The following is a 21761-nucleotide window of genomic DNA, read 5'->3' on the forward strand; positions in this document are numbered from 1 at the left end:
CCATCATGCCTGCACGAAGCCTGAAACGGGGTCGAGGGGTGAGCGCGGCGTGGGCACACGTGCCCAGCCGGTCGCGGCCTCGTCGTCGGTGGCGGCCTCGGCTCCCGGGCTGGCCGGGCCGGCGCTGGGGCCGGCCTCGGCGGTCGCGCCAGCGCGGAAGGCACCTGGGCTCTGGCCGACCTCGCGCTGGAAGAAGCGGCCGAAGTTGGTCGGCTCCGGGAAGCCGAGCCGCCGCCCGATCTCGGCGACCGGCAGGTCGGTGCCGGCGAGCAGCCGCTTCGCCTCGAGCGTGACCCGGTCGTCGATGACCTGCTTGGCGCTGCGGCCCGTCGCGGCGAGGCTGGCCCGGGTCAGCGTACGCACGCAGCAGCCGAGCCCGTCGGCGTAGTCCTCGACGCGGCGGGTGCGCGCGTATCCCCGTTCCAGGTCGTCGCGGAAGCGCGTGTACGTCTCCGTCTCGCTCTCGCCGCCGCGCCACGGGCCTTCGGGGCCATCGGCGGGGTTCGCGCCGTCGGCGTGCCATGCGCCTTCGGTGGGCTGCGGGCCGAGCAGCCGGATGCGGAGCAGGAGCGTGGCGAGCTGCTGCCGGAGCAGCTCCGGCGACAGCTCCCGCTCGCAGTCGACGACGAGCTGGCTGACCTCGTTGATGACCGCGTCCTCGTCTTCGCCGGCCAGCTGGCGGTGGGTGGGTCCGTCTTGGGGCAGGTCCGGGACCGCGACGGCGGGCGCGGCGACCAAGCTGCCGGCGCCGTCCGGGCTCGTCGGATCGGGCGTCGCCGGCCACGGGCCGGGCGTCCAGCACAGCAGCGTGGCGTCGAGCCCGGGCTGGCCACCCGGGCGGACCAGCTGGCCGGGACGCGCCCAGACGAGCGTGCCCGGTCGGCATGGGTACACCTCGAAGTCGACCTCGTGAGTGCCGTGCCCTTTGGACACCAGCATGAGCCGGTGATGGTCCAAGATGGACGCTCCGTATATGGCTATGTCACGCAGCGTGGCGGTGGCTATGCCGGCGGGACCCGGTCCAGCAGCGGACTGACCGAAACCGACCATCCTACCGACCGTAGCGGCAGCCGCCTGACCTCGCACGTCCTGGCGGCAAAGCTGCCGGTTGCTCGGCGGAGCGGGGTCCTTTGTGCCCCGGGACCCGCCCCGCCCCCATGAGGTGATGTCGCCTACTCGAACTCGGCCACGATCGCGGGGACGCGTTCGCCTTGAGGAGGTCCTTGTTGTGCACGTGCAAGGTCGGGTCTTTGCTGTTCACGTGGCGGGTCGGGTCTTTGCTGTTCACGTGGCGGGTCATGTCTTTGTCGTCCCCGTGCAAGGTCAGGTCTTTGTCGCTCCCTTGCCAGGTCAGCAAAGAGCGCCGCGCGGAGACGGCAGCTCCGCGCGGCGCTCGGGTTCTTCGGGCTTGTGTGGGCGCGTCAGCGCCCCGCTAGCAGGCGGTTTACCGCCGCGTCGACGTCGAGGTGATCGGTCTCGCGGCCGCGCGGCACCACGACGTAGGTCCGCCGCAGGAACCGCACCAGCACGCTGCGCGGCACCTCGAAGAGCGCGTTGCCGTCGGGCGACGAGAGCGCCAGCGCGACGAAGTCCCCGCGCGGCGTGGCCCAGGGCCACACCCGCACGTCGCCGATCCCGGCCGGCTCGTCCAGCCCCGTGACGAGCAGTTCGCGGGCGAAGGACCAGCTGACCGCTTCACCGCCCGCCGACTCGGCGTGGAACAGCACGTGGACCGCGTACGGATCGGCCGGGTCGTAGCGCAAGCTGGCCCGTACCGGCAGCGCCGTCGCATCCGGTGCGACGAGCCGCAGTGACGTCTCGACCTCTACGGTCGTCGGTCGGATGGCACTCATGGACGTTCTCCCCCCGGCACCGCTGCGGAACGCATTTGCTCCGCGTCTCCCATACTCAGTGGATACTCCTGATTACGCTCCGCCATACGCTGATCTCACCCAGTAGTGGGAAGACGGCCCCGATTTGCCACAAGATTGAACCGCTTTCGGATAGGATGTCCGGTTCTTTTTTCGTGGTGGTTGCCGCCCGGCGCCGGGTGTGGCTCAGACGTCGACTCACTCCGGTAACGTCCAGTGGTCCGGATGAGTGACGGGCGGGATGACACTGCGGAGGGGAAATGGCCTCAAAAGAGGCCATACTGGGTTCCGGTACGGGCGCCCAGCCGCGGTTTGCGGGGGGTGAACGGTGATGACGGGGACGGACGTGGTGGACGCCACAGGATCTGGCCGCCCTTCGGGCGACGACACGACAGAGGACGCCACCGCCAATGGCGAGGCCGGCGTCGACACGAGCGTTCTTAACAAGCCGAGCTGGCGCGAGCGCATGAGCACGACACTCGAGGTCATCCGCGCCAACCCCACCGGCCGCGTGGTACTGAAGGCCGCGGTGGCCCTGGCCGGCCTGCTGGTGGTCGCGATCGGCGCGCTGCTGATCCCGCTGCCCGGCCCCGGCTGGCTGGTCGTCCTAGGTGGAATCGGCATCTGGGCGATCGAGTTCTCCTGGGCACGACGCCTGCTCGCGTTCACCCGCCGCTACCTTCTTATGTGGACCAGATGGGTGATGCGCCGGTCCTGGACCTTCCGCATCGCGCTCGGCCTCGCCGGCATGGTCTTCGTCAGCGCGGTGGTGTGGACATCGGTCTACCTGAGCTTCGACATCAACCTGGTGACCGAGGTGCTCGACCGCCTCTGACGGCTGGCCCAGGCCTCCCGCGGGCCGGTGTGGGAGCGCCGCGCCGCGCCACGCGGGGGGCCCTGATGTGCGCGGCGGCGACTGGATCGGGTACAGTCGTGCGCGCTGAGGGCGATTAGCTCAGCGGGAGAGCGCTTCGTTCACACCGAAGAGGTCACTGGTTCGATCCCAGTATCGCCCACCACAGTTGGGAGCGTGCGAACCGCGTCTTGGCTGGTTGGGGCTGGTCCGTTGAGGGCCAGCCCTTCTTCGTTGCCGGCGAGTGGCAGTTTGAAGATCGGTTTGACCGTGTCGTCGGCGGTGATGGTGACCTCGTGGATGAGGGCCTCGAACATAGCCTTGCGGGTCGCGGGTGTGCCGTCTGTGAGGATCTGTCGGATTCGGGTACTGATCTTGGTGAGGTCGCCGGGTGTGATCGACTGGGGCGGCTGGTCCAGCTCGTACTCCAGTTGGGCCTTGCGGGCGCGTAGTTGCTTGGACTGCTCTTTCAGCTTGCTGAGCCGGGTTCGCACGTCGGGGTCATCGTCGTCGAGGGTGCCCTTCTCGAACGCGGTCAGGTACCGGTCGACCGCCGCAGCCGCCTCCCGCAGTTCCCGGGTGACCGCCGCGAGCTGGGCGCTCAGCTCGTGGGTGGAGGCGGCGTGTTGCGCCTGGAATTCGGCGACTGCTTTGGCGATGACATCGCTGTTGCTGGTCGTGTAGAAGTCCAGCAGCGCGGCGCTGATCGCTGCTTCGATCTCGTCGGCGTGGAAGCGGTGGATGTCGCAGCCTGCTTTGGTGCCGTAGCGGGCGCGGCTCCAGCAGGTGTAGTACCGGTAGACCCGGTACCGGCCGTGCGCGGCGGTACCCACATATCCGCGTCCGCATTGGGGGCAGCGGATGAGCCCGGTGAGCATGTATGCGGACGGGTTTGCGGCCCGGTGGCCGATCTCGGCCGACCGCTTGCCCAAGATACGTTCCGCGAGGTTGAACTGCTCGGCGGTGACGATCGCCTGGTGGGCGTCCTTGACGACGATGTCGCGGAAGCGTTTCTCACCGAGGTAGACCCGGTTGGTCAGGATCAGCTCGACGGTGTGTTGTGACCATGGCTTGTTCTTGCGGGTGCGTAGGCCCTCGTTGTTGAGCAGGCTGGCGATGGTCTGGGTGCCGAGCCGGTCTTTGGTGTAGAGGTCGAAGATGCGCTGGACGGTCGCCTGTTCGGCTGGGTCGGGGACGAGTTTGTCGAGGGCGCGGTCGATCATGTAGCCGATGGGGCGGGCGCCGCCGGTCCAGAGTCCTTTGGCGGCTTTGCGTTCCATGCCGCTGGTGACTCGGTCGATGATCGTTTCGCGTTCGAACTCGGCGAACACGCCGAGCATTTGGACCAGCATCCGGCCGACGGCGGTGGAGGTGTCGAATGGCTCGGTGGCGGAGCGGAACACGATGCCGGCGTCGTCGAGGTCGTCGAGCAGGGTGGTGAGGTCACGCAGCCGGCGGGAGAACCTGTCGACCCGGTAGACCAGCAGGATGTCGAACAGGCCACCGCGGGCGGCCCTCAGCGCCTTCTGTAGCTGCGGCCGGTCGGTGGTGGCGCCGGAGGCGTCTTCGGGGTAGACGGCGACGATTTGCCAGTCGCCGGGTTGTGAGGCGACGAAGGCCCGCAGCTTGGTTTCTTGGGCTTCGAGGCTGAACGGTTGGTGATCCTCGTCGGTGGAGCGGCGGACGTAGATCGCGACGCGGCGGGGACCGTCGTCGGCGTTCTGTTGGACCCGCCGGTTGGCACGCATTTTCTTGGCCATGGCTATCACCCCCATGATCATCTGTTTGTCGCCATCGACCGTCGCTCCATCTGCGACGGTGGTCAAGGTTCGGTGAAGCGCTTCACGAATATGCCAATGCCGGCCCACCTGCTGGCGGGCCGGCATTCGTGCACTCTTCTATTGGTCTGGGTCGTGTTGATGGTTGCGCCACCAATCGGCGATCATTGCGGCGATGGCGGCAACTGCCTGCTGTTCGTCCTCCTGAGTCATGGGGACCACGTCGGGCGGCAGTACCTGGATTTGTGTCGACCGTTTTCTCCTGCGTTTCGGCGGCTGACCGCCCTCGGCGGTCTTGGAGCCTTCAGCTACAGGCGCCTCCCGGCGGCGGAACGCTGCTGACAGCGTGGAGCCAGCGGTTGAGCGTTGATGGCGTCGTGCTTTGCATGGTTGACCTCCTCGGGTTGGAACGGAAAGTGCTGGCCGAGCAGGCCCGGCCAGGCTCTTCGTGCCTGTTCGGCTCAAGGGGTAGTTCGCGCAGCGCCCGGCAGTGCAGATGGTGGATCCGGCTTGGCCAGCGGCAGCGGATGCGTACGATGCGTATGTGTCGACATGTGTCGCACCCCCTTGGGTAGAGAAGGATTCCCGGTATGGGAGTCGCGACAGATCGATCTTGCGGACTGGATGCTAAATCTGCTGGTGGGGGCCCTGACAGCCACATCCTCGGGGACTCGTGCCGGGCCTCGTTTCCGTGACGCTCGAGACGAGCAACAAGTCGAGACCCTGCCTGAGCACACGAACGAGGATCTCCAAGTTGGCTGGCCTGTGTCTGAATGGTCAGATCAGGGGCTTGCGCGGGACGCCAGCGGCCAAGGCGTTGCCGGTCTGAGCAGCGAGTTCGCCGGGGCCTCGACAGGCATGGCGGGCATCGCGAGCTCCGACCAGGCGGACACGACATCAGCGGTACGCACCTACCCAGACCGCCGCTGTCAGCTCGTACGAACTCCTGCCCGACCTGTCACGACCTGACACTCCTGACCACGCTGGTAAGAGGGCAGCAGCCAACGACAGCCGTCGCGACGGGGAGCCGCATTGTGGCACGAGCACCTGTCACCACAGGGCCCTGTCAGGTTCGGTTAGGTCGGGTCAGGTCCGGCCCTTGACAGGGCACCACCGTGACAGGCCCTGACAGGACTCTGGGCGGTTCGTTCCGGCTGACAGATGACGTCTGAGCGGTGTAGAGGGAACTCAGGTCGGTGCCGGTTCGGCACGTCGTGCGGCGAGGATAGACCCGCCGATGATGGCGGCCAGACCGGCGATGGCCGTGACGGTGATGGGCTCGCCGAGGAATACGGCGCTGAAAGCGACCGCGAACGCTGGGGAGAGGTAAAACGCGAGTGCGGCTCGTGCGGGGCCTGTTTCGGCGATGAGCGTGTAGAACATCACGAGCGTGACGCCGGTGCAGATGACGCCGAGCACGGCGAGGGCGGCGACCGTGGACAGTTCGGGTGGCCGGGCCGGGAGGTTGAACAAGGCGGGGATCGTGAGCGCGGTCGTGGTGACGAGCATCGCGGAGGTGGCAACGCCGAGCGGCGGCGCGTCGGCATGCCGCTTGTGGATCATGATCGAGCCAGCGGCGTAGCCGATGGCAGCGATCGATACAAGCGTGCCGCCCAGGACTGCCTTGGGCCCGCCGTTGAGGTCGACTCCGAACAGCAGGAGCAGGCCGACAAGTCCGAGGGCGACGCCGATGACGCCGGCAGCGCCCTGTGGCCGTTCGTCGGGGGCGTATCGGACGGCGAGGAGTGCCACGAAGAGGGGCTGGGCGCCGATCAGGATGCCGGCGATGCCTGCCGGAACATAAGTCTGCCCGAACGTGAGCAGCAGTAGCGGGATCGTGGACTGCACGAGGGCTGTTTCGATGATCGCGCGGGGATGCTTCCACAGTTGGCGGAGTGCGTTTCGGTGGATCGCGAGTGGGGTGAGTAGGGCTGCGGCGAGCATGACCCGGCCCAGGACGACGACCACTGGCGACAGGTCTCGTAGGGCGACCTCGATGAGTGGGTAGACGGCGCCCCACAGCGCGGCGAGGACGAGCAGTTGAGCCCAGGCGCGGCGGGTCATTGACCGCAGGCTGGGTTGGGGTGGGGCACCCCATTAGTTAAGCAGCACCTGCCGGTGCAGATCACGGACGCTTTCGAGGTGTGCCCATGGCATCAGGTCGACGAGCAGTTCGCGCAGGCGCCTGCGGTTGCGTTCGGACTGGGTACGGCGTGCGAGGACGTCGGCCTGCGATGCGACGTGGCATGCCTCCTCGATCTGCCGGAGCTGGACGTGAACTTGGGCAAGGTCGATGAGGGTTCCGGACCGTTCCCTGACGAATGTGGACGGCAGGAGGTCGAGTGCTTCGTGTAGGGCGGTGACGGCTCCGGCGGGTTGCCGGAGCCGCATCAGGCAGCGCCCCTTGAGCCTCGCGGCGTGGCATTCGGCGTTGAAGAAGGCGAGCCAGCTCGGCGTGTTGTCGGCGGTGACGCCGTCGAAACGCCGCTCGGCCACCGCGAGCGCGGCGCTTCCTGGCCGCCGCTCCCCGCGTAGCCCATGTGCCTCGCCGACCGCCTCGTAGATCCACGAGGTCACCGCGGGTGGCACGTCCCGTGCGACCATTTCCTTCGCTGAATCGAGGACGCGCAAGGCGGCGCTGCCGTCGCCCGCGTGCAGGTGGACGTAGCTGATAACGCCGAGGGCGTACGCGTGCAATGCTCGGTCGTTGGTCTTCTCGGCCACGGACAAGGCAAGCCGGCAGTGGCCGAGCGCCTGCTCGTAGTTTTGTCCATCGATAGCGAGCCATCCCGCGAGCTGGGCGGCGTCGCCGACCGCCTGCATGAGGCGCCGCTGGGTGTGTTTGCTTGTGGTGCGGTCGCTGACTTGCAGCATCCGGCGCAGGTGTCCGGCCAGGTCGGTGGTGACGCGCCGGGAGCCGGACCGATAGTCCTTCTGACGGTAGATATCGGTCAGGGTCTCGAAGCCGTCAACCGTCTCAGAGGTGCAGTTCGCCGGCGCTGCACCGATAGAGGTAGGCGAGTTTGTTGAGCGTGTCAGGTGATGGAGTTCTGCCTCCCGGGCCCGGCCAGATCTCCCAATATGAGATCGTCTTGGCGGTCTTGGGTGTAGCGGGGTCCGGCCATTGGGCATTCCAGCGTTCCGCGACGTCGGCTTGGGTCAGGCCGTGCGCGAGTCGATACGCGACGCGGGAATTGACGCCGTCGCGCTCGCGCCAAAGGACCGCGATTTGGCGGTAGCTGCGACCGGCCGCGCGGAGCCGTTCGGCCTCGTGGCGGTAACTACGCAGGCTTCTGGCCACCACAACCCCTCACGATGCCGGCCGTCCATTACCCGTTGACCGTACCGGCCAATTGGCCGACGACGGAACCGTGTACCTGTTTGGTCCCCGCTTGGCGGGGAGCAACCAGCCATTGATTCCCCTTGGGATGGGGTCGATCAATGGTTGGTATTGGGTCGAAGCTGGTTTCGCGGAAATCGTGATCGCACATCCGCCTATCTGTAACCCAGTGGAGGTTAACGGTGCCGAGCCGGAAGGAGCAGAGCGTACCGTCGTTGCGGGCTCGGTTACTCGGCCAGCGGTTGCGGGCGCTGCGCGAGGATCGGGGTCTGACGTTGCGGTACGTGTCCGGGTATCTGGGCGTGGATTTCAATGCGGCCAGGTTGCTCGAATATGGGCAGTGGATGGCGCACTACACCCAGATTCTCTCGCTGCTGGATCTGTATGGCGTGTACGAGCACGGTGAGCGTGAGTTCCTGGTGCAGTTGGCGCGGGATGCGTTCCGGCTGCCGGCGTGGGAGGGCGACTTCAACGCGCCCGAGCTGGACGTGTCGACGTTGGACAGTCTGTGGCTGGAGTCGAGGGCGGAGCGGATCCGCTGCTACGACGCGGTGTTGGTGCCTGACCTGCTGCGTACACCTGAGTACGCGGAAGCGGTAGTCCAGCGCGTGTACGCACCGCGGGCGTCGGAGCCGGTGCTGGCCTGGCGTTCAGGGATGTGCGGCCGGCGGCAGCGCGAGGTGTTCGACCGTCAGCCGCCGGTTGAGATGCGGGCGATGGTTGCCGAGGCGGCGTTGCTGCGCTCGGTCGGTGCCCCGGACGCGGTGTGGCAGGCCCAGTTGGAGCACCTGGGCAACTGCGGTGACGGCGGGTCGGTGCAGCTGCGGGTGCTGCCCACGGCGGCGGGCTACGTGCCGGGGATGGATGGCTCGTTCACGGTATTCGACCTGCCTCAGGCGTTTGTTCCGGCGGTCGCTTGCAGCCCGCATCTGGACAGCGTCGCCGTGCACGAGGGTGACGCCGGCCAGTGGTATGCGGAGGCGTTCGACCGGTTGTGGGAAGCGGCGTTGCCAGGTGGGACGTCGGCTCGGCTGATCACCGGCCTGGTTGCCGATATGACAGCAGTTCGATGAATGGAAAGGGGAGGGTGCATCAAATGCCGAGCGCGCGAACACAGTTCGTTCCGTCGGTTCGGTCGCAGTTCCTGGGGAATCGGATGCGGCAGTTACGGGAGGACCGCGGACTGACCTTGAAGTACATCGCCTCCTACCTGGGCGTGGAATTCTCCACCCTGGCCCGCTATGAGCGGGCCGAGTGGCCGTTCCGCCGTGATCACGTGATCGCCCTGCTGGACGTGTACGGCGTCTACGACGACCCGGCCCGCAGCCTGCTGGTGGACCTGGCCCAGAACGCGTGGCGGATCAACCAGTGGACGCCAGCTACCGGCCCCGCAGAGGAGTCAGGCAACGGTGACGCGATGGTCGTCGATGCCTGGTGGGTGCAGCAGCGGGCCGAGGAGCTGTGGATTTACGCCAACCTGCTGGTGCCGGAGGTGGTGCAGGCCCGCGACTACGCCCAAGCGGTCATCGCCCACCGAGCGCAGAAGCAGCCGCTGGTCGACAAGCTCATTCGCCAGCTGACCGAGCGGCAACAGGCCCTCGAAGAAGACAAGAAGCCACCGACCCGTCTGGAGATTCTGATCGAGGAGCCGGCGCTGCACCGCCCGGTCGGCGGCCGGCTGGTGCTGCAGCAACAGTTGCAGCACCTGGCCCGGCTGGTCGAACAGCGGCCGCACATCAACGTCCGGGTGCTACCCACCCGGATCGGCTGGCACCCCGGCTTGGACGGCACCTTCACCGTCTGCCAGATGCAACGGCCGTACCCGCCGGTCGCCCTGGTACACCACCTCGACGGCCAACTGATCATCGAAGCCGACGCCGCCCAACGGTACAAGGACGCGTTCGACAAGCTCCGCGAGGTCTCGCTGAGCCCGTCCGAGTCGACCGCCCTGATCGCCACCCTCGCCGACCCCGAAGACACCAGCAGCCCAGCAGCCTGAACAACACCAGAGATTGGAGCTTCTTGATGCAGATGATCCCGTTCGACGCTGAGGCGTCCCGGACCGCGGTCACGGTTGGCGCGCAGCGGATCGCCGCCTACGCCGACAAGCACGCCATCGTGATCGACCCGTCCCAGTGCGAGGACCTGGCCGAGCTGCTGTTCGGCGACTACCGCGCCTTCCTGGCCGGCCTCACCCACGCCACCGGCACCCGCGACGCGGCATCCGCCAGCCCCGCCCCCAGGGGCATAGCGGATGACGCCCAGCCTGCCGCCCACCCGATCACGGTCCGGGTGGGCGGCAGGCAACCAGCGGGCGTACACCCGCCCCTCGTTGGTCCCTGACAGGAACCAAGGTCCCGACAACCGAACGAATCGACCACCAGCCCTCAACCCATAGGCGCTCGGGCCGGGTGCCGAGATCCGGAGGCGTAGGCGCCCGCCGACACCAGTCGGCGGGAGAATGAGTCGATCACCGTGGCCTAGGCGCAGCTTGCCCTCGTCGGTGACGATCTCGGTCATGTCGCCGCACCACAACACGTCCGGTGCCTGGCGGCGGCATTGCCCGTCGTGCGCGGATGCCGTGGCAGATAGCCTTCACGGTGGTCATCCGTCAAGCGATGTCCCAAGTGGCCCACGAGATCACCCAATCCCGTTTCAGCCGAGGCGGTGGCTCACCGCTGAGGATCGCGCCCATCACCTCTGCGGCCTCACGCATGCCCTGCTCGGCGTGCTGGTCGTGGATAGCTGGGCATTCGACGTAGATAACTTCCTTGATCAGGTGCGTTCGGACCGGGTGACTCGTTCGCTGACGGATCAAGGCGCGGATAGTCCGCCGAAGTTCGTCCTGTTGATCGCCTGGCACGTGGTGGATCTCGGCGAAGCCGCGCTGCTCCACAACAGTATCGGCCGCGATCTGCGCGACGAGGGCTAGACGGGAGTCCGGTGTCGGCTTGGGGAAGTGCCGGTCGATGAGGGTCAGACAGCGTCGGCAGGTGGGGGCGAAGGCGACTTCGCCGGACCTGCCGATGGCACCGCCATCGCCGCCGACCATGATCGCCCACACGCGTCCGCAGAGGGTGGTCGGTGACCATCGTGGTTCGGTTAGGGCCGCTCGGTCGTAGCCGGCGAGGGCGTCCGCGCGGTCGTACCGGTCGCTCGCGAAGTAGAAGTCCAGCACGGCTTCACGGCCGCTGCTTGGCTCGGGTGCGGGGGCTGTGAGGTGGATCGCCACGCCGCCGCTGGTGGTCGTGAGCAGCATCGCCATCCCGTTGATTTCGATAACGTTTGGGCCGTGCTGGTTGGAGGACATGGCATCATTCTCGCTCACCGCTGAATTGGCAGGGGCTCGCCGACTTGGTCGCTTACCCGGGCTTCGTTCATCGATGGGTGGAACGGGCTGTTGGCGTCTCAATGGCAGACCGGACCGCTAGGTCGAACCAGCCGGCGATGTGGCGCAGTGTTCGGGTCAGCTCCGGCAGCCGCCTTCTCGTGGGCGGCATTTCCGCTTCGGCCGTCAGGCCCGCTGACTTCCGGCGGCGGCCGCGGGTGCGCTTGATTGGCTTCTTCGCCGCCGATGCAGGCTCGCTTCGCCGACACCACCACGCCCGCGCTCTCCTCGACGTCAGACGCCTCGGGGTGCCGTGCGGGCTGCCATCGGCGAGAAGGGCCGCGCTTGGGCCGGGGACCGTCGTCTCGCGGACCCGCTCTAGCGGCGTGCGCTGTCCGTCGGGTGTGGTGACCAACCAGCTGTCGGGGTGCTCGGTGATATCGACAATCTCGCGGGCCTTCATCCCATGGCCATATGGCCTGTGCATGGCTCAGCATTGTGGCTGCTCGCGCGGTGGTGGCTACGCGAAACGCCCCGGTGAAACCGAGAGGCGTTACTAGGAAGGGAAGGGCGGCGCGTGCTAGGGGTAGTTGATGACTAGCCCGGAGGAAGGGACGAGTACTATCAGGCACCCGCCCCTTCGCCGCTGCCGGTATCGCTCCACAGGGTGTGTGTAGGTCGCAGTGAAATCCCAGCGTCCAGAGAGACGGTGAGCGTATGTCAGCAGCGTGGATTGACTTCAGCGACAAGAGTCGGCTGCAAGTGGACGCCGACCGTCACCCGTTGCAGCTATCGCCTGGCATCGGCGGCGCGCAGATTGAGCTGAGCCTGACGACCTTCCGCCTGTCGCCCGTGTTGGTTGACGAAGCCGCTGCTATGGCGGACCAGAGGGTGGCGCCGGCCGAGGAGCGGCTTCGCGTATCGGCGGCGTTGTACGTCAGCGTGCGCAACCCGCAGCAGGATCGGCGGTTCCTGTGCACGATGGAAAGTGATCACCTGGCGACCGCTGTGTCCCAGCCGGGCTCGATCCGGATGCGTGGCTTTGTCAGCGACCACCAGTTGCGCGTGGTCGAGGAACTGTGCGCGGGCAAGCGGCTCTGGCTGATACTCCTGCTTCGGGTGCTCCAAGTCGAAGGCAAGCCGGCACGGTTCGCGCAGCCGTATACGGAACTGGCCTTCGACATCGGTGCTGGCGAGTGGGCTGATCACTTGGAGCAGGTCGACGCGGGGACGTACATCGAGCTTCTGGTGCCGCTGACCGGCGGCGCCGACTACGCCGGGACCGCGCCTTGCGTAACTCGCGCTCGTACCGCACCGGGCCCTCCGTGCGGTACCGCTCGACGCCGGCGCGCGGGAAGGACGCCCTCGCTGACTCCGACGATCGCCAGCCGCTGGTACTCAAGTCCTTTGAACCGGTGCATGGTGCCGACGTGGATGTCACCGTCGCCCACCGGGCCTTCCTCGGTCAGCTCGGCGCAGGTCATGCCCGCCTTGGTGGTCAAGTAGTCCATCGCCCGCGGCAGCTTGACGCCAACGAAGCCGGTGCTGGCGCGTTCTGGGCGATCGACGACGTCGACGCCACCTACAGATTGCGCTCGATCCGGAGCCAGTCGCGTACGGCACCGAGCTACGGAGATCTCCGTCTGTCAGACAAACGGTCGAGTTCGGGCCCAACCACCCCAGCTATCGTCCCATAGACCTGCTTTCGGTTGACGCGATAGATACCGTAGGCAAGACAGCGCTCCAAGCCCGTTGATAGGTCAGGGCATTTTTCGCGCACGCCGGTGGTGTGTAGTGGCTCGATGGGTGCTCGGGAGTCGTTGGACCGGATCGGCGTCGGTGGGACGCGGTGCGATGCCAGCGACAGACCAGTAGATCAGGACCAGCTTTCAGCTGGCTGACCCAGTTCGACGGCAAACCACGCGCTCGCCAACGGTGACTAGTGGGTTACTGTGCGCTGCATCGCAGGTGGCATCGTGAAGGTTTCGGCGAGGCCACTCCCTTGTTGCGCCCGCGAGTTCTGGTAAGACTTCACCCTGTGACGACAGAACCGGCCTGGACCACTGCTGCTGAGGACCGCAAGAAGGAGCGGGAGCGAGCTGAACTTCACCGGGTGATCTGGAAGATCGCCAACGACCTGCGTGGAAGCGTGGATGGCTGGGACTTCAAGGCGTATGTGCTGGGGATGTTATTTTACCGATTCGTCTCCGAGAACCTAACAGCGTACCTCAACGAGGCCGAGCGCAGCGCAGGCAACGAGGACTTCGATTACCGCTATCTGTCCAACGCCGACGCCGAGCTCGGGCGCGAGGAGACGGTCAAGGAGAAGGGCTTCTTCATCCTGCCCAGGACCTCTTCGCGAACGTGCGTGAGCGGGCCAGCAAGGATGAGAACCTCAACGAGACTCTGACGCGCGTGTTCATGAACATCGAAGCCAGCGCGGTCGGCACTGCTTCCGAGGGCGACATCAAGGGCCTTTTCGCCGACCTCGACGTCAACAGCGGCAAGCTGGGCCCCACCGTAGCGAAGCGCAACGAGAGGTTGGTCAAGCTCCTCGACGCGATCGGATCGCTGAACTTCGGCAACGGCGAGTTCAACGAGAACACCATCGACCTGTTCGGTGATGCGTACGAGTACCTGATGCAGATGTACGCATCCTCGGCCGGCAAGTCTGGCGGGGAATACTACACACCGCAGGAGGTCTCCGAACTGCTCGCCAGGATCACGGTGGTCGGCAAGACCGAGGTGAACAAGGTCTACGACCCCGCCTGCGGCTCGGGTTCGCTGCTGCTGAAGTTCAAGAAGGTGCTGCCCAATGGGGTCCGGCAGGGCTACTTTGGTCAGGAGATCAACCTGACCACGTACAATCTGTGCCGGATCAACATGTTCCTGCACGACATCCCGTACGAGAAGTTCGACATCGCCCACGGCGACACGCTGATCGACCCGTACCACTGGGACGACGAGCCGTTCGAGGCGATCGTCTCCAACCCGCCCTACTCCACGCGCTGGGAAGGTGACTCGAACCCGCTACTGATCAACGACGAGCGGTACGCCCCCGCCGGTGTGCTGGCGCCGAAATCGAAAGCTGACCTGGCGTTCACGATGCACATGCTGTCGTGGTTGGCGGTCAACGGCACGGCCGCGATCGTCGAGTTTCCCGGTGTGCTCTACCGCGGCGGCGCGGAGCAGAAAATCCGCAAATACCTCATCGACAACAACTACGTCGACACGGTCATCCAGCTCCCACCGGACCTTTTCTTCGGGGTGACGGTCGCGACCTGCATCATCGTGCTGAAAAAGTCGAAGATCGACAATCGGGTGCTCTTCATCGACGCCTCGGCAGAGTTCACGCGTCAGGGCAATAAGAACAAGCTCGCCGCCGGCCACCAAGCCAAGATCCTGGAGGCCTTCACCCGCCGGGAGGCCGTCGACCACTTCGCGGCCCTGGTCGACTACGAAACCGTCCGCGAAAACAACTACAACATCGCGGTCAGCTCCTACGTTGCGGCTGAGGACGTCCGCGAAGCGGTCGATATCAAGGCGCTGAACGCCGAAATTGCCCGGATAGTCGCCCGCCAAGCTGAGCTGCGCACCCAAATCGACGCCATTGTCGGCGACCTGGAATCCGACGATGCGACTATCTGAACTGTTGTCCAAAGCCCCTGCCAACGAAGAGGCGCAGGTCGAACGCTTCCTCAATGCCCGGCTGGCCTGGGGCAAACACAAGACGATAGAGGTCGGCAAGGTCGCTATCAACTTCAAGTGCAAGACTTGCGACGACGTTCGGACGTTCATGTCGGGCGACAAGCTGTCTTGCCTCGGCGTTGGTGATCGTGTGGTGAGCATCGACGCGTGCCTCAAATGCCCAGTCTGCGAAGCGGCCATAGAAGCCTGGTTCCTCGTAGTGTCCAGGGATGAACTGGACGGACCGGCACCGACCGTGCGGTTGGAGCGCTATGTAGACAACCGGCGCGGCATGGCGAGTCGGGTCGGAGTCGGCGCCGGTGACTTCGATGATCTGCTGGAGCGTGCGCAGCTCGCCTACGAGGTACAGCTCGGCGCGGGATCCATGGTCTACCTCCGTAAGATCTTCGAGGCGATCACCAATCAGGTCGCCGATATCGCAGGCATACCCACCACCGGCAACAACGGCGGTCGTAAGCCGTTCCGCAACCTCCTGCAAGAGGTCGATGAGCAGCACCACATCATTCCGTTAGCATTCTCCAGCGACGGATATAAATTGTTCAGAGAGCTGAGCGAAATCGTCCACGGAGATTCAAGTGACGAAGTGGCCCTGCAGAAGTATCACCCCTGCCGAAGATTGGTCATCGGAATCATCCAGAATGTCGCCAGCGATCAGGAGATGAAGCGGGCGATCGACGCACTCGGATGGAATATTGACAGGGTGAACGTGTCTCCGAGTGGGGTGATGGCGCCATGAGCGAGATCGATCGGCTGCTCGCCGAGCACTGCCCGGATGGTGTTGAGGTCATGATGCTCGGCGATATCGGAACCTTTGTCCGCGGACGTCGCTTTACCAAAGCTGACATGGTCGATGAAGGAATCCCCTGTATCCACTACGGGGAGATCTACACACAATATGGCGTGTTCGCGCGCACCACCATCTCGTATGTGAGGGAGGGTCTGCGCAATCAGCTGCGCTACGCCCAGCCGGGGGACGTGATCGTCGCTGGCGTCGGGGAGACGGTTGAGGATGTCGGCAAGGCCGTGGCTTGGCTCGGCGAAGGAGAGATCGCGATCCACGATGACTCGTTTCTGTTCCGGAGCGAGCTCAATCCGACCTACGTCGCCTACTACTTCCAGACCAGCGCCTTCCACGCCGAGAAGGAGCAGCATGTCGCCCGTGCCAAGGTGAAGAGGCTCTCTAGTAGCGGTCTGAGTAGGGTCACCATCCCGGTTCCTCCACCTGAGGTTCAGAGCGAAATCGTACGGATCCTCGACAAGATGACTGATCTGCAAGCTGATCTGCAAGCTGAGCTGCAAGCCCGCTTCCGCCAGTACGAGCACTACCGCCACCAACTCCTCACATTTACTGGAACAGAGGGAGTCAGGTGGGCGACGTTGAACGAGGTGTGCACGTCGGCGTTCAGTGGTGGGACCCCTCTTGCCACGAACCGAGACTTCTACGACGGCGACATCCCCTGGCTTCGAACCCAGGAGGTCAACTACGCCGATATCTACGACACTGCGGTGAAGATTACGCGTGAAGGTTTGGAGAACTCGTCGGCCAAGTGGGTTCGTCCGAACAGCGTGATTGTCGCGATCTCTGGTGCCGGGGTTACGAGAGGACGCGCCGCCGTGAACAGAATCCCGCTTACAACCAACCAGCACTGCTGCAACCTGGAGATCGACGAGAGTCTAGCAAACCATCGGTACGTCTACTACTGGTTACTGGAGCACTATGAGGACCTTCGGTCTCGCGGCAACGGCAACCGGTCGGACTTGAACGTCGGAATCATCAAGGGCTATCCGATCGCACTCCCATCCCTTGAAGAGCAGGAACGGATTGTCCGGCTCTTGGACAAGTTCGACGCTTTAGTTGGCAACCTATCAGTTGGCCTGCCAGCGGAGATCGGCGCTCGACGGAAGCAGTATGAGTACTACCGGGACAAATTGCTGACGTTCGAGGAGCGGGTGGCGTGAGCCAGGGCGGCGGTGTGGAGGCACCGAATTCGGCCCTGCGGTACGAGCCGATCGCGGTGAGCGACGAAGCGACGGTGGTCGCGACGTACGAACCGGACGGCGGCAGCGATCAGGGTTACCAGTCCGAGGCTCAGCTTGAGGCTGAGTTCATTGAGCTGTTGGGACAACAGGCGTACGAGCGACTTCACATCACGTCGGCGGCTGACCTGGAGGTAAACCTCCGTCGTCAGCTGGAGCTGTTGAACAATGTGGTCTTCAGTGACGACGAGTGGAAATGGTTCTTCGCCAAAAAGATTGCCTCGAAGAATGAGGGCATCGTCGAGAAGACGGCGCGCATTCAGGAGGATCCGATCCAGGTCCTCGCGCGTGACGACGGCACGAGCAAGAACATCAAGCTGATCGACAAGTCGAACATCCATGCCAATCGACTCCAGGTGATCAACCAGTACGAGACGGTCGGTGAGGGTGCCGGGACGGCTCGCAAGCACCGCTATGACGTGACGATCCTGGTCAACGGGCTGCCGCTGGTGCATATGGAGCTGAAGCGGCGCGGGGTGCCCTTGAAGGAGGCGTTCAACCAGATCACCCGCTACCAGCGGGAGTCGTTCTGGGCCGATGCCGGGCTGTTCGAGTACATCCAGCTCTTCGTGATCTCCAACGGCACGCACACCAAGTACTACGCGAACACGACTCGTGCCCGGAAGGTGGCTGAGTCCGAGGGTGGCAAGCGTAAGCGGAAGCAGACATCGAATTCGTTCGAGTTCACCTCGTGGTGGACCGACGCAGAAAATCGGCGCATCGGCGACCTCACTGCGTTCACGCGGACATTCTTCTCCAAGCACACGCTGCTTAACGTGTTGACGAAGTACTCTGTCTTCGACGTCTCTCGTACCTTGCTGGTGATGCGGCCTTACCAGATCGTGGCGGCTGAGCGGATCCTGCGGCGAGTGGTGTCCTCGGCGAAGGCGACCGGGCCGAAGGCGGGCGGCTACATCTGGCATACCACCGGGTCGGGAAAGACGCTGACATCCTTTAAGACCGCGCAGCTCGCGTCTAAGATCGACGGTGTCGACAAGGTTCTCTTCGTAGTGGACCGCAAGGACCTCGACTACCAGACGATGCTGGAGTACAACCGCTTCGAGAAAGACTCGGTCAACGGGTCACGCTCGACCGCCGAGCTCAAGCGGCAACTCCAAGACCAGAACGCCTCAATCATCGTCACCACGATCCAGAAGCTGTCGCGGTTCATCGAGCAGAACAAAGGCCACGAGATCACCAACGGTCACGTGGTGTTGATCTTCGACGAGTGCCACCGGAGCCAGTTCGGGGACATGGGGACTGCGGTGCGCAAGGCGTTCCGCCGCTCCCACCTCTTCGGGTTCACCGGCACCCCAATCTTCCCGCTGAACGCCGGCGGGGCGACAAAGGACACTACCGAGAAGATCTTCGGCGGCCGACTACACAGCTACACGATCCTGGACGCGATCAACGACGGAAATGTGTTGCCCTTCCGCGTCTCCTTCCAAAATACCGTGCGGGCAGCGGACGACGTCGAAGACAAGAAGGTTGCCGGGATCGACACCGAAGAAGTGCTGCGCAATCCCGAGCGAATTCGAAAGATCGTGGCGTATGTCCTCGACCACTTCGATACCAAGACCATGCGCACCCAAGGGTACAGCCTGGGTGAGAAGCGGGTACGTGGCTTTAACTCAATGCTTGCGACCGCGTCAATCCCTGCGTTGAAGATCTATTATGACGAGTTCGCCCTTCAGCAGACCGAGCGTGCGGCTGCGGACCCGTCCTACCAGCCGCTGAAGATCGCCACGATCTTCAGCTACGCGGTCAACGAAGACGAGCAGATCGGCGGCATTATCGAAGACGAGGCGATGGACGCGGACCAGCTCGAGGCCTCCTCCCGCGACTTCCTCGAACGCGCGATTAGCGACTACAACGCCGCCTTTGGGACGACGTACGACACCTCAGCGGCGAAGTTTGAGAACTACTACAAGGACCTCGCGCGTCGAGTGAAGGATCGTGAGGTCGACCTGGTCATCGTGGTCAATATGTTCCTGACCGGGTTCGACGCAACCACCCTGAATACGCTGTGGGTGGACAAGAACCTCAAGTCCCACGGTCTCATCCAAGCATTCTCCCGCACCAACCGGATCCTCAACTCGGTCAAGGCCTACGGCAACATCGTATGCTTCCGCAATCTGGAGAAGGCCGTCGACGATGCCCTTGTGCTCTTCGGCAACTCCGAGGCCAACGGAGTGGTGCTGCTCAAGCCGTACACCCACTACCACGCCGCGTACGTCAGCCTGGTCGAGCAACTCCTAGAGCAATGCCCACCCGGGACCGAGCCATTCGGGGAGGCTCAGGAGAAGGCGTTCGTCGTGCTCTTCGGCCGGATCCTCAGACTGCGCAACATCCTGACCTCCTTCGACGAGTTCGCTCACGACGAATCGCTGCCACCGAGGCAACTGCAGAACTACACGAGCGTCTACAATGCACTGTGGGAATGGCACCGCAAGCGGGACACCGGCGAGAAGGAGTCGATCCTCGACGATGTCGTCTTCGAGATCGAGCTCATCAAGCAGGTCGAGGTCAACTTCGACTACATCCTGATGCTGATACAGAGGTGGCGCGACGAGGGCCAGGCCAATATGGGCGAGGACGGCAGGATGCCGCTGCGTGCCATCGAGGACGCCATTGATGCCAGTCCATCGCTGCGAAACAAGAAGGACCTGATCATGGACTTTGTCGACTCCATGTCGGTCACCGGCGAGGTCAACGACGACTGGCGCGTCTTCGTCACCCAACGACGAGAAGCTGAACTCGCCGAGATCGTCGACGCCGAGCGCCTTCGGCCCGAGCAGACGAAGTCGTTTATTGAAGCGGCCTTCCGCGACGGCGCGATCGCAACCAACGGAACAGCGATCACCCAGGTCCTGCCGCCGGTCTCGCGCTTCGCGAAGGACAACAACCTCGGCGCTAAAAAGGAGCGCGTCATCGCGAAGCTGACCGAATACTTCGAGCGCTTCTCCAAGTTGGCCTGAAAAGCACCGCCTACCTGGCCCACCAGGGTCTCGGCATAGTCGCGGGATGTCCGGCTTGACGGGGTTGGTGTAGACGCGCCTTTGCTGGTGTAGCAGGGCGGGTATGACCGGTTCGGAAGATCATCGCGGTTCTCGAAGCCTTGTTGATCTGTCCGAAGTGGAGTAATGCCCGCGCTGCCATCATCGCTGATCTCGTCCTTGTCGTTGGCCCCGGCTGGCCCGGTGCCTGAAACCGCCGCTGGGCTTCCCGCGGCACTGGCGGACCTGCCGGATCCTCGCGCCCGCCGCGGTATCCGGCATCGGTTGACGGTCGTGGTGACCGCGGCGGTCTGCGCAGTGTTGGCCGGCTACCGCTCATACGCGGCGATCGCCGAGTGGGTCAACGATGCGCCAGCACCGACCGCAGTTGCGCTGGGCATCGACCCTGACCGGCGGCCGTCCGAAGCGATGATCCGCAGGCTACTGCAGGCCCTGGACCCAGACCTGCTCACCGCGGCGATCGGCGGCTGGCTCGCCACTCGGGCCGCCGCAGCGCAACCTACGGCGAAGCGCGCGATCGCGGTCGACGGCAAGACCCTGCGCGGCTCACGCACCACCGACACAGCGGCCCGGCATGTGATGGCGGCCTGTGACCAAGGAACCGGCATCGTGCTGGCAAGCACCGACGTCAACGGCAAGACCAACGAAATCACCCGCTTCCAGCCGCTACTCGACCAGCTCGACGATCTACGCGACACCGTCGTCACCGTCACGCGCTGCACTGCCAGCGCGAGCACGTCGCCTACCTCACCGAACGCGGCGCGCACTGGATCCTGACCGTCAAGGGCAACCAGCCCAGCCTGCACGCCCAGCTTGCTGCCCTGCCCTGGCGCGCCGTCCCGGACGCCGTCCGCGACACCGACCGCGGCCACGGCCGCCGTGAGATCCGCACCCTCAAAACCCTGACCATCTCCACCGGCATCGGCTTCCCGCACGCCGCCCAAGCACTACAGATCCGCCGCCGGCGGCGCCGCCTCGACCAGCCGCGACGCTTCGCCACCGAAACGGTCTACGCCATCACCAGCCTGTACGTGCACCAGGCCAAACCCGCCCAACTCGCCGCCTGGATCCGCGGCCACTGGAGCATCGAGAACAAAATCCACTGGGTGCGGGACGTCACCTACGACGAAGACCGATCCCAAATCCGCATCGGCACCGGACCGCAAGTCATGGCAGCCCTACGCAACGCCGCCATCGGCGCGCTCCGCGCCGCCGGCATCACCAACATCGCCGCAGCAACCCGCCACCACGCCCGCGACAGCAACCGCCCACTACAGCTGCTCGGCATCATCTGACGCCTCTTGCCGCAGCCTGGGGGCTTCCCGGTCAAGTGTCGGCGTGCTCAGTGTGGGGGACCGGGGAAGACGGACGGCGCCGCCGCGGGCGCAGCCGGCTACTGACCCAGTGCACGGCGCCAATGGTCATGAGGAGGACGGCCGGCCAGGTCAGATGCACCCAGCCGCCGCCGAGCAGCAACGCGGCACCGAGCAGGGCCTGGCCGCCACCCTCCACTAGCACCAGCCGGCCGTCCATGCCAGTGAAATCACGGGCCGCTGTACCGCGGCGAAGCAGCAGCGTCGCGCCGCGCCACAGGCCGAGCCCTCCGAACACCAGGAACATCCAGCCCGCCACTATCGTCAACCAGCTGGGCATCCCCGACTCCCACATCGTCTTTGTCGCTGTATTGATCGACTGTAGGTCAGAGAAGTCGAAGCGAGAACCCGAAGGCGGCGGCCGCCGTGACGGAGCCCAGCCGGGCACACTCCCGCCGGCTCAGCCGCGTCGCAGCACCGGAGCCCACATCTGCGCAAACCAAACCAACCTGACCG

Annotated in this window: 21 protein-coding genes and 1 tRNA gene; 14 read left to right on the forward strand and 8 right to left on the reverse strand. The window is 64.9% G+C overall.

Annotation, left to right across the window (positions count from 1 at the left end):
• Nucleotides 1–3: 3 nt before the first annotated feature.
• Nucleotides 4–939 carry a helix-turn-helix domain-containing protein gene (locus Pflav_RS00120; RefSeq protein WP_232070868.1) on the reverse strand — a complete coding sequence of 312 codons (936 nt, stop codon included), beginning with the start codon at nucleotides 937–939 and terminating at the stop codon, nucleotides 4–6.
• A 482-nt stretch (nucleotides 940–1421) separates the two neighbouring features.
• A complete protein-coding gene (locus Pflav_RS00125; protein WP_173032702.1) occupies nucleotides 1422–1853 on the reverse strand; it encodes an SsgA family sporulation/cell division regulator in 432 nt (143 codons plus the stop codon).
• Between the two features lie 349 nt (nucleotides 1854–2202).
• On the opposite strand from Pflav_RS00125, the gene Pflav_RS00130 reads away from it, so the two are divergent.
• Nucleotides 2203–2706, forward strand: a complete 504-nt coding sequence (locus Pflav_RS00130; protein WP_173032704.1) for a TIGR02611 family protein — start codon at nucleotides 2203–2205, stop codon at nucleotides 2704–2706.
• A 109-nt stretch (nucleotides 2707–2815) separates the two neighbouring features.
• Nucleotides 2816–2890: transfer RNA gene (locus tag Pflav_RS00135), tRNA-Val, on the forward strand.
• On the opposite strand, the gene Pflav_RS48285 is transcribed toward Pflav_RS00135, so the two are convergent.
• Complete coding sequence (locus tag Pflav_RS48285; RefSeq protein WP_377310909.1) at nucleotides 2847–4472, reverse strand: recombinase family protein; 1626 nt, start codon at nucleotides 4470–4472, stop codon at nucleotides 2847–2849. The genes Pflav_RS00135 and Pflav_RS48285 overlap by 44 nt on opposite strands.
• Here Pflav_RS48285 and Pflav_RS00155 point away from each other — a divergent pair.
• Complete coding sequence (locus Pflav_RS00155) at nucleotides 4359–4844, forward strand: hypothetical protein (RefSeq protein ID WP_173032707.1); 486 nt, start codon at nucleotides 4359–4361, stop codon at nucleotides 4842–4844. The two genes, Pflav_RS48285 and Pflav_RS00155, sit on opposite strands and share 114 nt — an antisense overlap.
• An 846-nt stretch (nucleotides 4845–5690) precedes the next feature.
• Here the strand turns inward: Pflav_RS00155 and Pflav_RS00160 are convergent.
• From Pflav_RS00160 to Pflav_RS00170, 3 genes are all read right to left on the reverse strand, one after another.
• Nucleotides 5691–6566: a DMT family transporter gene (locus tag Pflav_RS00160; RefSeq protein ID WP_173032709.1), complete on the reverse strand. Its 876-nt coding sequence runs from the start codon at nucleotides 6564–6566 to the stop codon at nucleotides 5691–5693.
• Nucleotides 6567–6599: 33 nt separating this feature from the next.
• Nucleotides 6600–7325, reverse strand: coding sequence for a hypothetical protein (locus Pflav_RS00165; protein ID WP_173032711.1), 726 nt, complete (start codon nucleotides 7323–7325; stop codon nucleotides 6600–6602).
• 154 nt (nucleotides 7326–7479) lie between these two features.
• Nucleotides 7480–7803, reverse strand: coding sequence for a helix-turn-helix transcriptional regulator (locus tag Pflav_RS00170; RefSeq protein WP_173032713.1), 324 nt, complete (start codon nucleotides 7801–7803; stop codon nucleotides 7480–7482).
• 221 nt (nucleotides 7804–8024) lie between these two features.
• Here Pflav_RS00170 and Pflav_RS00175 point away from each other — a divergent pair, with 221 nt between their 5' ends.
• The 3 genes from Pflav_RS00175 (at nucleotide 8025) to Pflav_RS00185 (ending at nucleotide 10185) form a co-directional block, all read left to right on the forward strand.
• On the forward strand, nucleotides 8025–8915 hold the full coding sequence (locus tag Pflav_RS00175) for a helix-turn-helix domain-containing protein (RefSeq protein WP_173032715.1): 891 nt from the start codon (nucleotides 8025–8027) through the stop codon (nucleotides 8913–8915).
• An 83-nt stretch (nucleotides 8916–8998) separates the two neighbouring features.
• Nucleotides 8999–9841, forward strand: coding sequence for a helix-turn-helix domain-containing protein (locus tag Pflav_RS00180; protein WP_173032718.1), 843 nt, complete (start codon nucleotides 8999–9001; stop codon nucleotides 9839–9841).
• Nucleotides 9842–9867: 26 nt separating this feature from the next.
• A complete protein-coding gene (locus Pflav_RS00185; RefSeq protein ID WP_173032720.1) occupies nucleotides 9868–10185 on the forward strand; it encodes a hypothetical protein in 318 nt (105 codons plus the stop codon).
• 268 nt (nucleotides 10186–10453) lie between these two features.
• Here the strand turns inward: Pflav_RS00185 and Pflav_RS00190 are convergent, their stop codons facing one another.
• Nucleotides 10454–11170 (reverse strand): hypothetical protein, encoded by a 717-nt coding sequence (locus tag Pflav_RS00190; protein ID WP_232070870.1) that lies wholly within the window; start codon nucleotides 11168–11170, stop codon nucleotides 10454–10456.
• 717 nt (nucleotides 11171–11887) lie between these two features.
• Here Pflav_RS00190 and Pflav_RS00195 point away from each other — a divergent pair.
• From Pflav_RS00195 to Pflav_RS47050, 8 genes are all read left to right on the forward strand, one after another.
• Entirely contained in the window at nucleotides 11888–12676 is a 789-nt protein-coding gene (locus Pflav_RS00195) for a hypothetical protein (protein WP_173032724.1), read from the forward strand.
• Between the two features lie 532 nt (nucleotides 12677–13208).
• Nucleotides 13209–13580: a type I restriction-modification system subunit M N-terminal domain-containing protein gene (locus Pflav_RS44480; protein ID WP_232070871.1), complete on the forward strand. Its 372-nt coding sequence runs from the start codon at nucleotides 13209–13211 to the stop codon at nucleotides 13578–13580.
• Nucleotides 13535–14818, forward strand: a complete 1284-nt coding sequence (locus tag Pflav_RS00200) for a type I restriction-modification system subunit M (protein ID WP_232070872.1) — start codon at nucleotides 13535–13537, stop codon at nucleotides 14816–14818. The genes Pflav_RS44480 and Pflav_RS00200 overlap by 46 nt, the downstream gene beginning before the upstream one ends.
• Nucleotides 14805–15614 carry a hypothetical protein gene (locus Pflav_RS00205; RefSeq protein WP_173032726.1) on the forward strand — a complete coding sequence of 270 codons (810 nt, stop codon included), beginning with the start codon at nucleotides 14805–14807 and terminating at the stop codon, nucleotides 15612–15614. The genes Pflav_RS00200 and Pflav_RS00205 overlap by 14 nt, the downstream gene beginning before the upstream one ends.
• The gene (locus tag Pflav_RS00210) at nucleotides 15611–16837 is read left to right on the forward strand and encodes a restriction endonuclease subunit S (protein WP_173032728.1); all 1227 of its coding nucleotides are present in this window, start codon (nucleotides 15611–15613) and stop codon (nucleotides 16835–16837) included. The genes Pflav_RS00205 and Pflav_RS00210 overlap by 4 nt, the downstream gene beginning before the upstream one ends.
• A complete protein-coding gene (locus Pflav_RS00215) occupies nucleotides 16834–19893 on the forward strand; it encodes a type I restriction endonuclease subunit R (RefSeq protein WP_232070873.1) in 3060 nt (1019 codons plus the stop codon). The genes Pflav_RS00210 and Pflav_RS00215 overlap by 4 nt, the downstream gene beginning before the upstream one ends.
• Nucleotides 19894–20205: 312 nt before the next feature.
• Nucleotides 20206–20709, forward strand: a complete 504-nt coding sequence (locus tag Pflav_RS47045) for an ISAs1 family transposase (RefSeq protein ID WP_269474595.1) — start codon at nucleotides 20206–20208, stop codon at nucleotides 20707–20709.
• Entirely contained in the window at nucleotides 20706–21227 is a 522-nt protein-coding gene (locus Pflav_RS47050) for an ISAs1 family transposase (protein ID WP_269474596.1), read from the forward strand. Before Pflav_RS47045 ends, Pflav_RS47050 begins: the two co-directional genes overlap by 4 nt.
• 31 nt (nucleotides 21228–21258) lie before the next feature.
• Here Pflav_RS47050 and Pflav_RS00225 read toward each other — a convergent pair whose 3' ends face one another.
• Complete coding sequence (locus Pflav_RS00225; protein WP_173032730.1) at nucleotides 21259–21585, reverse strand: hypothetical protein; 327 nt, start codon at nucleotides 21583–21585, stop codon at nucleotides 21259–21261.
• Between the last annotated feature and the right edge of the window lie 176 nt (nucleotides 21586–21761).

Origin of the sequence: Phytohabitans flavus (assembly GCF_011764545.1) — a bacterium.
GTDB classification, from domain to species: domain Bacteria; phylum Actinomycetota; class Actinomycetes; order Mycobacteriales; family Micromonosporaceae; genus Phytohabitans; species Phytohabitans flavus.

What these genes read in the sequence shown, in the direction of transcription:
- Pflav_RS00120 (WP_232070868.1), bottom strand. Translation starts at nt 939, where the DNA reads ATGCTGGTGTCCAAAGGGCACGGCACTCACGAGGTCGACTTCGAGGTG.
- Pflav_RS00125 (WP_173032702.1), bottom strand. Translation starts at nt 1,853, where the DNA reads ATGAGTGCCATCCGACCGACGACCGTAGAGGTCGAGACGTCACTGCGG.
- Pflav_RS00130 (WP_173032704.1), top strand. Translation starts at nt 2,203, where the DNA reads ATGACGGGGACGGACGTGGTGGACGCCACAGGATCTGGCCGCCCTTCG.
- Pflav_RS48285 (WP_377310909.1), bottom strand. Translation starts at nt 4,472, where the DNA reads ATGCGTGCCAACCGGCGGGTCCAACAGAACGCCGACGACGGTCCCCGC.
- Pflav_RS00160 (WP_173032709.1), bottom strand. Translation starts at nt 6,566, where the DNA reads ATGACCCGCCGCGCCTGGGCTCAACTGCTCGTCCTCGCCGCGCTGTGG.
- Pflav_RS00165 (WP_173032711.1), bottom strand. Translation starts at nt 7,325, where the DNA reads ATGCAGGCGGTCGGCGACGCCGCCCAGCTCGCGGGATGGCTCGCTATC.
- Pflav_RS00180 (WP_173032718.1), top strand. Translation starts at nt 8,999, where the DNA reads ATGCGGCAGTTACGGGAGGACCGCGGACTGACCTTGAAGTACATCGCC.
- Pflav_RS00185 (WP_173032720.1), top strand. Translation starts at nt 9,868, where the DNA reads ATGCAGATGATCCCGTTCGACGCTGAGGCGTCCCGGACCGCGGTCACG.
- Pflav_RS00195 (WP_173032724.1), top strand. Translation starts at nt 11,888, where the DNA reads ATGTCAGCAGCGTGGATTGACTTCAGCGACAAGAGTCGGCTGCAAGTG.
- Pflav_RS00205 (WP_173032726.1), top strand. Translation starts at nt 14,805, where the DNA reads ATGCGACTATCTGAACTGTTGTCCAAAGCCCCTGCCAACGAAGAGGCG.
- Pflav_RS00210 (WP_173032728.1), top strand. Translation starts at nt 15,611, where the DNA reads ATGAGCGAGATCGATCGGCTGCTCGCCGAGCACTGCCCGGATGGTGTT.
- Pflav_RS00225 (WP_173032730.1), bottom strand. Translation starts at nt 21,585, where the DNA reads ATGCCCAGCTGGTTGACGATAGTGGCGGGCTGGATGTTCCTGGTGTTC.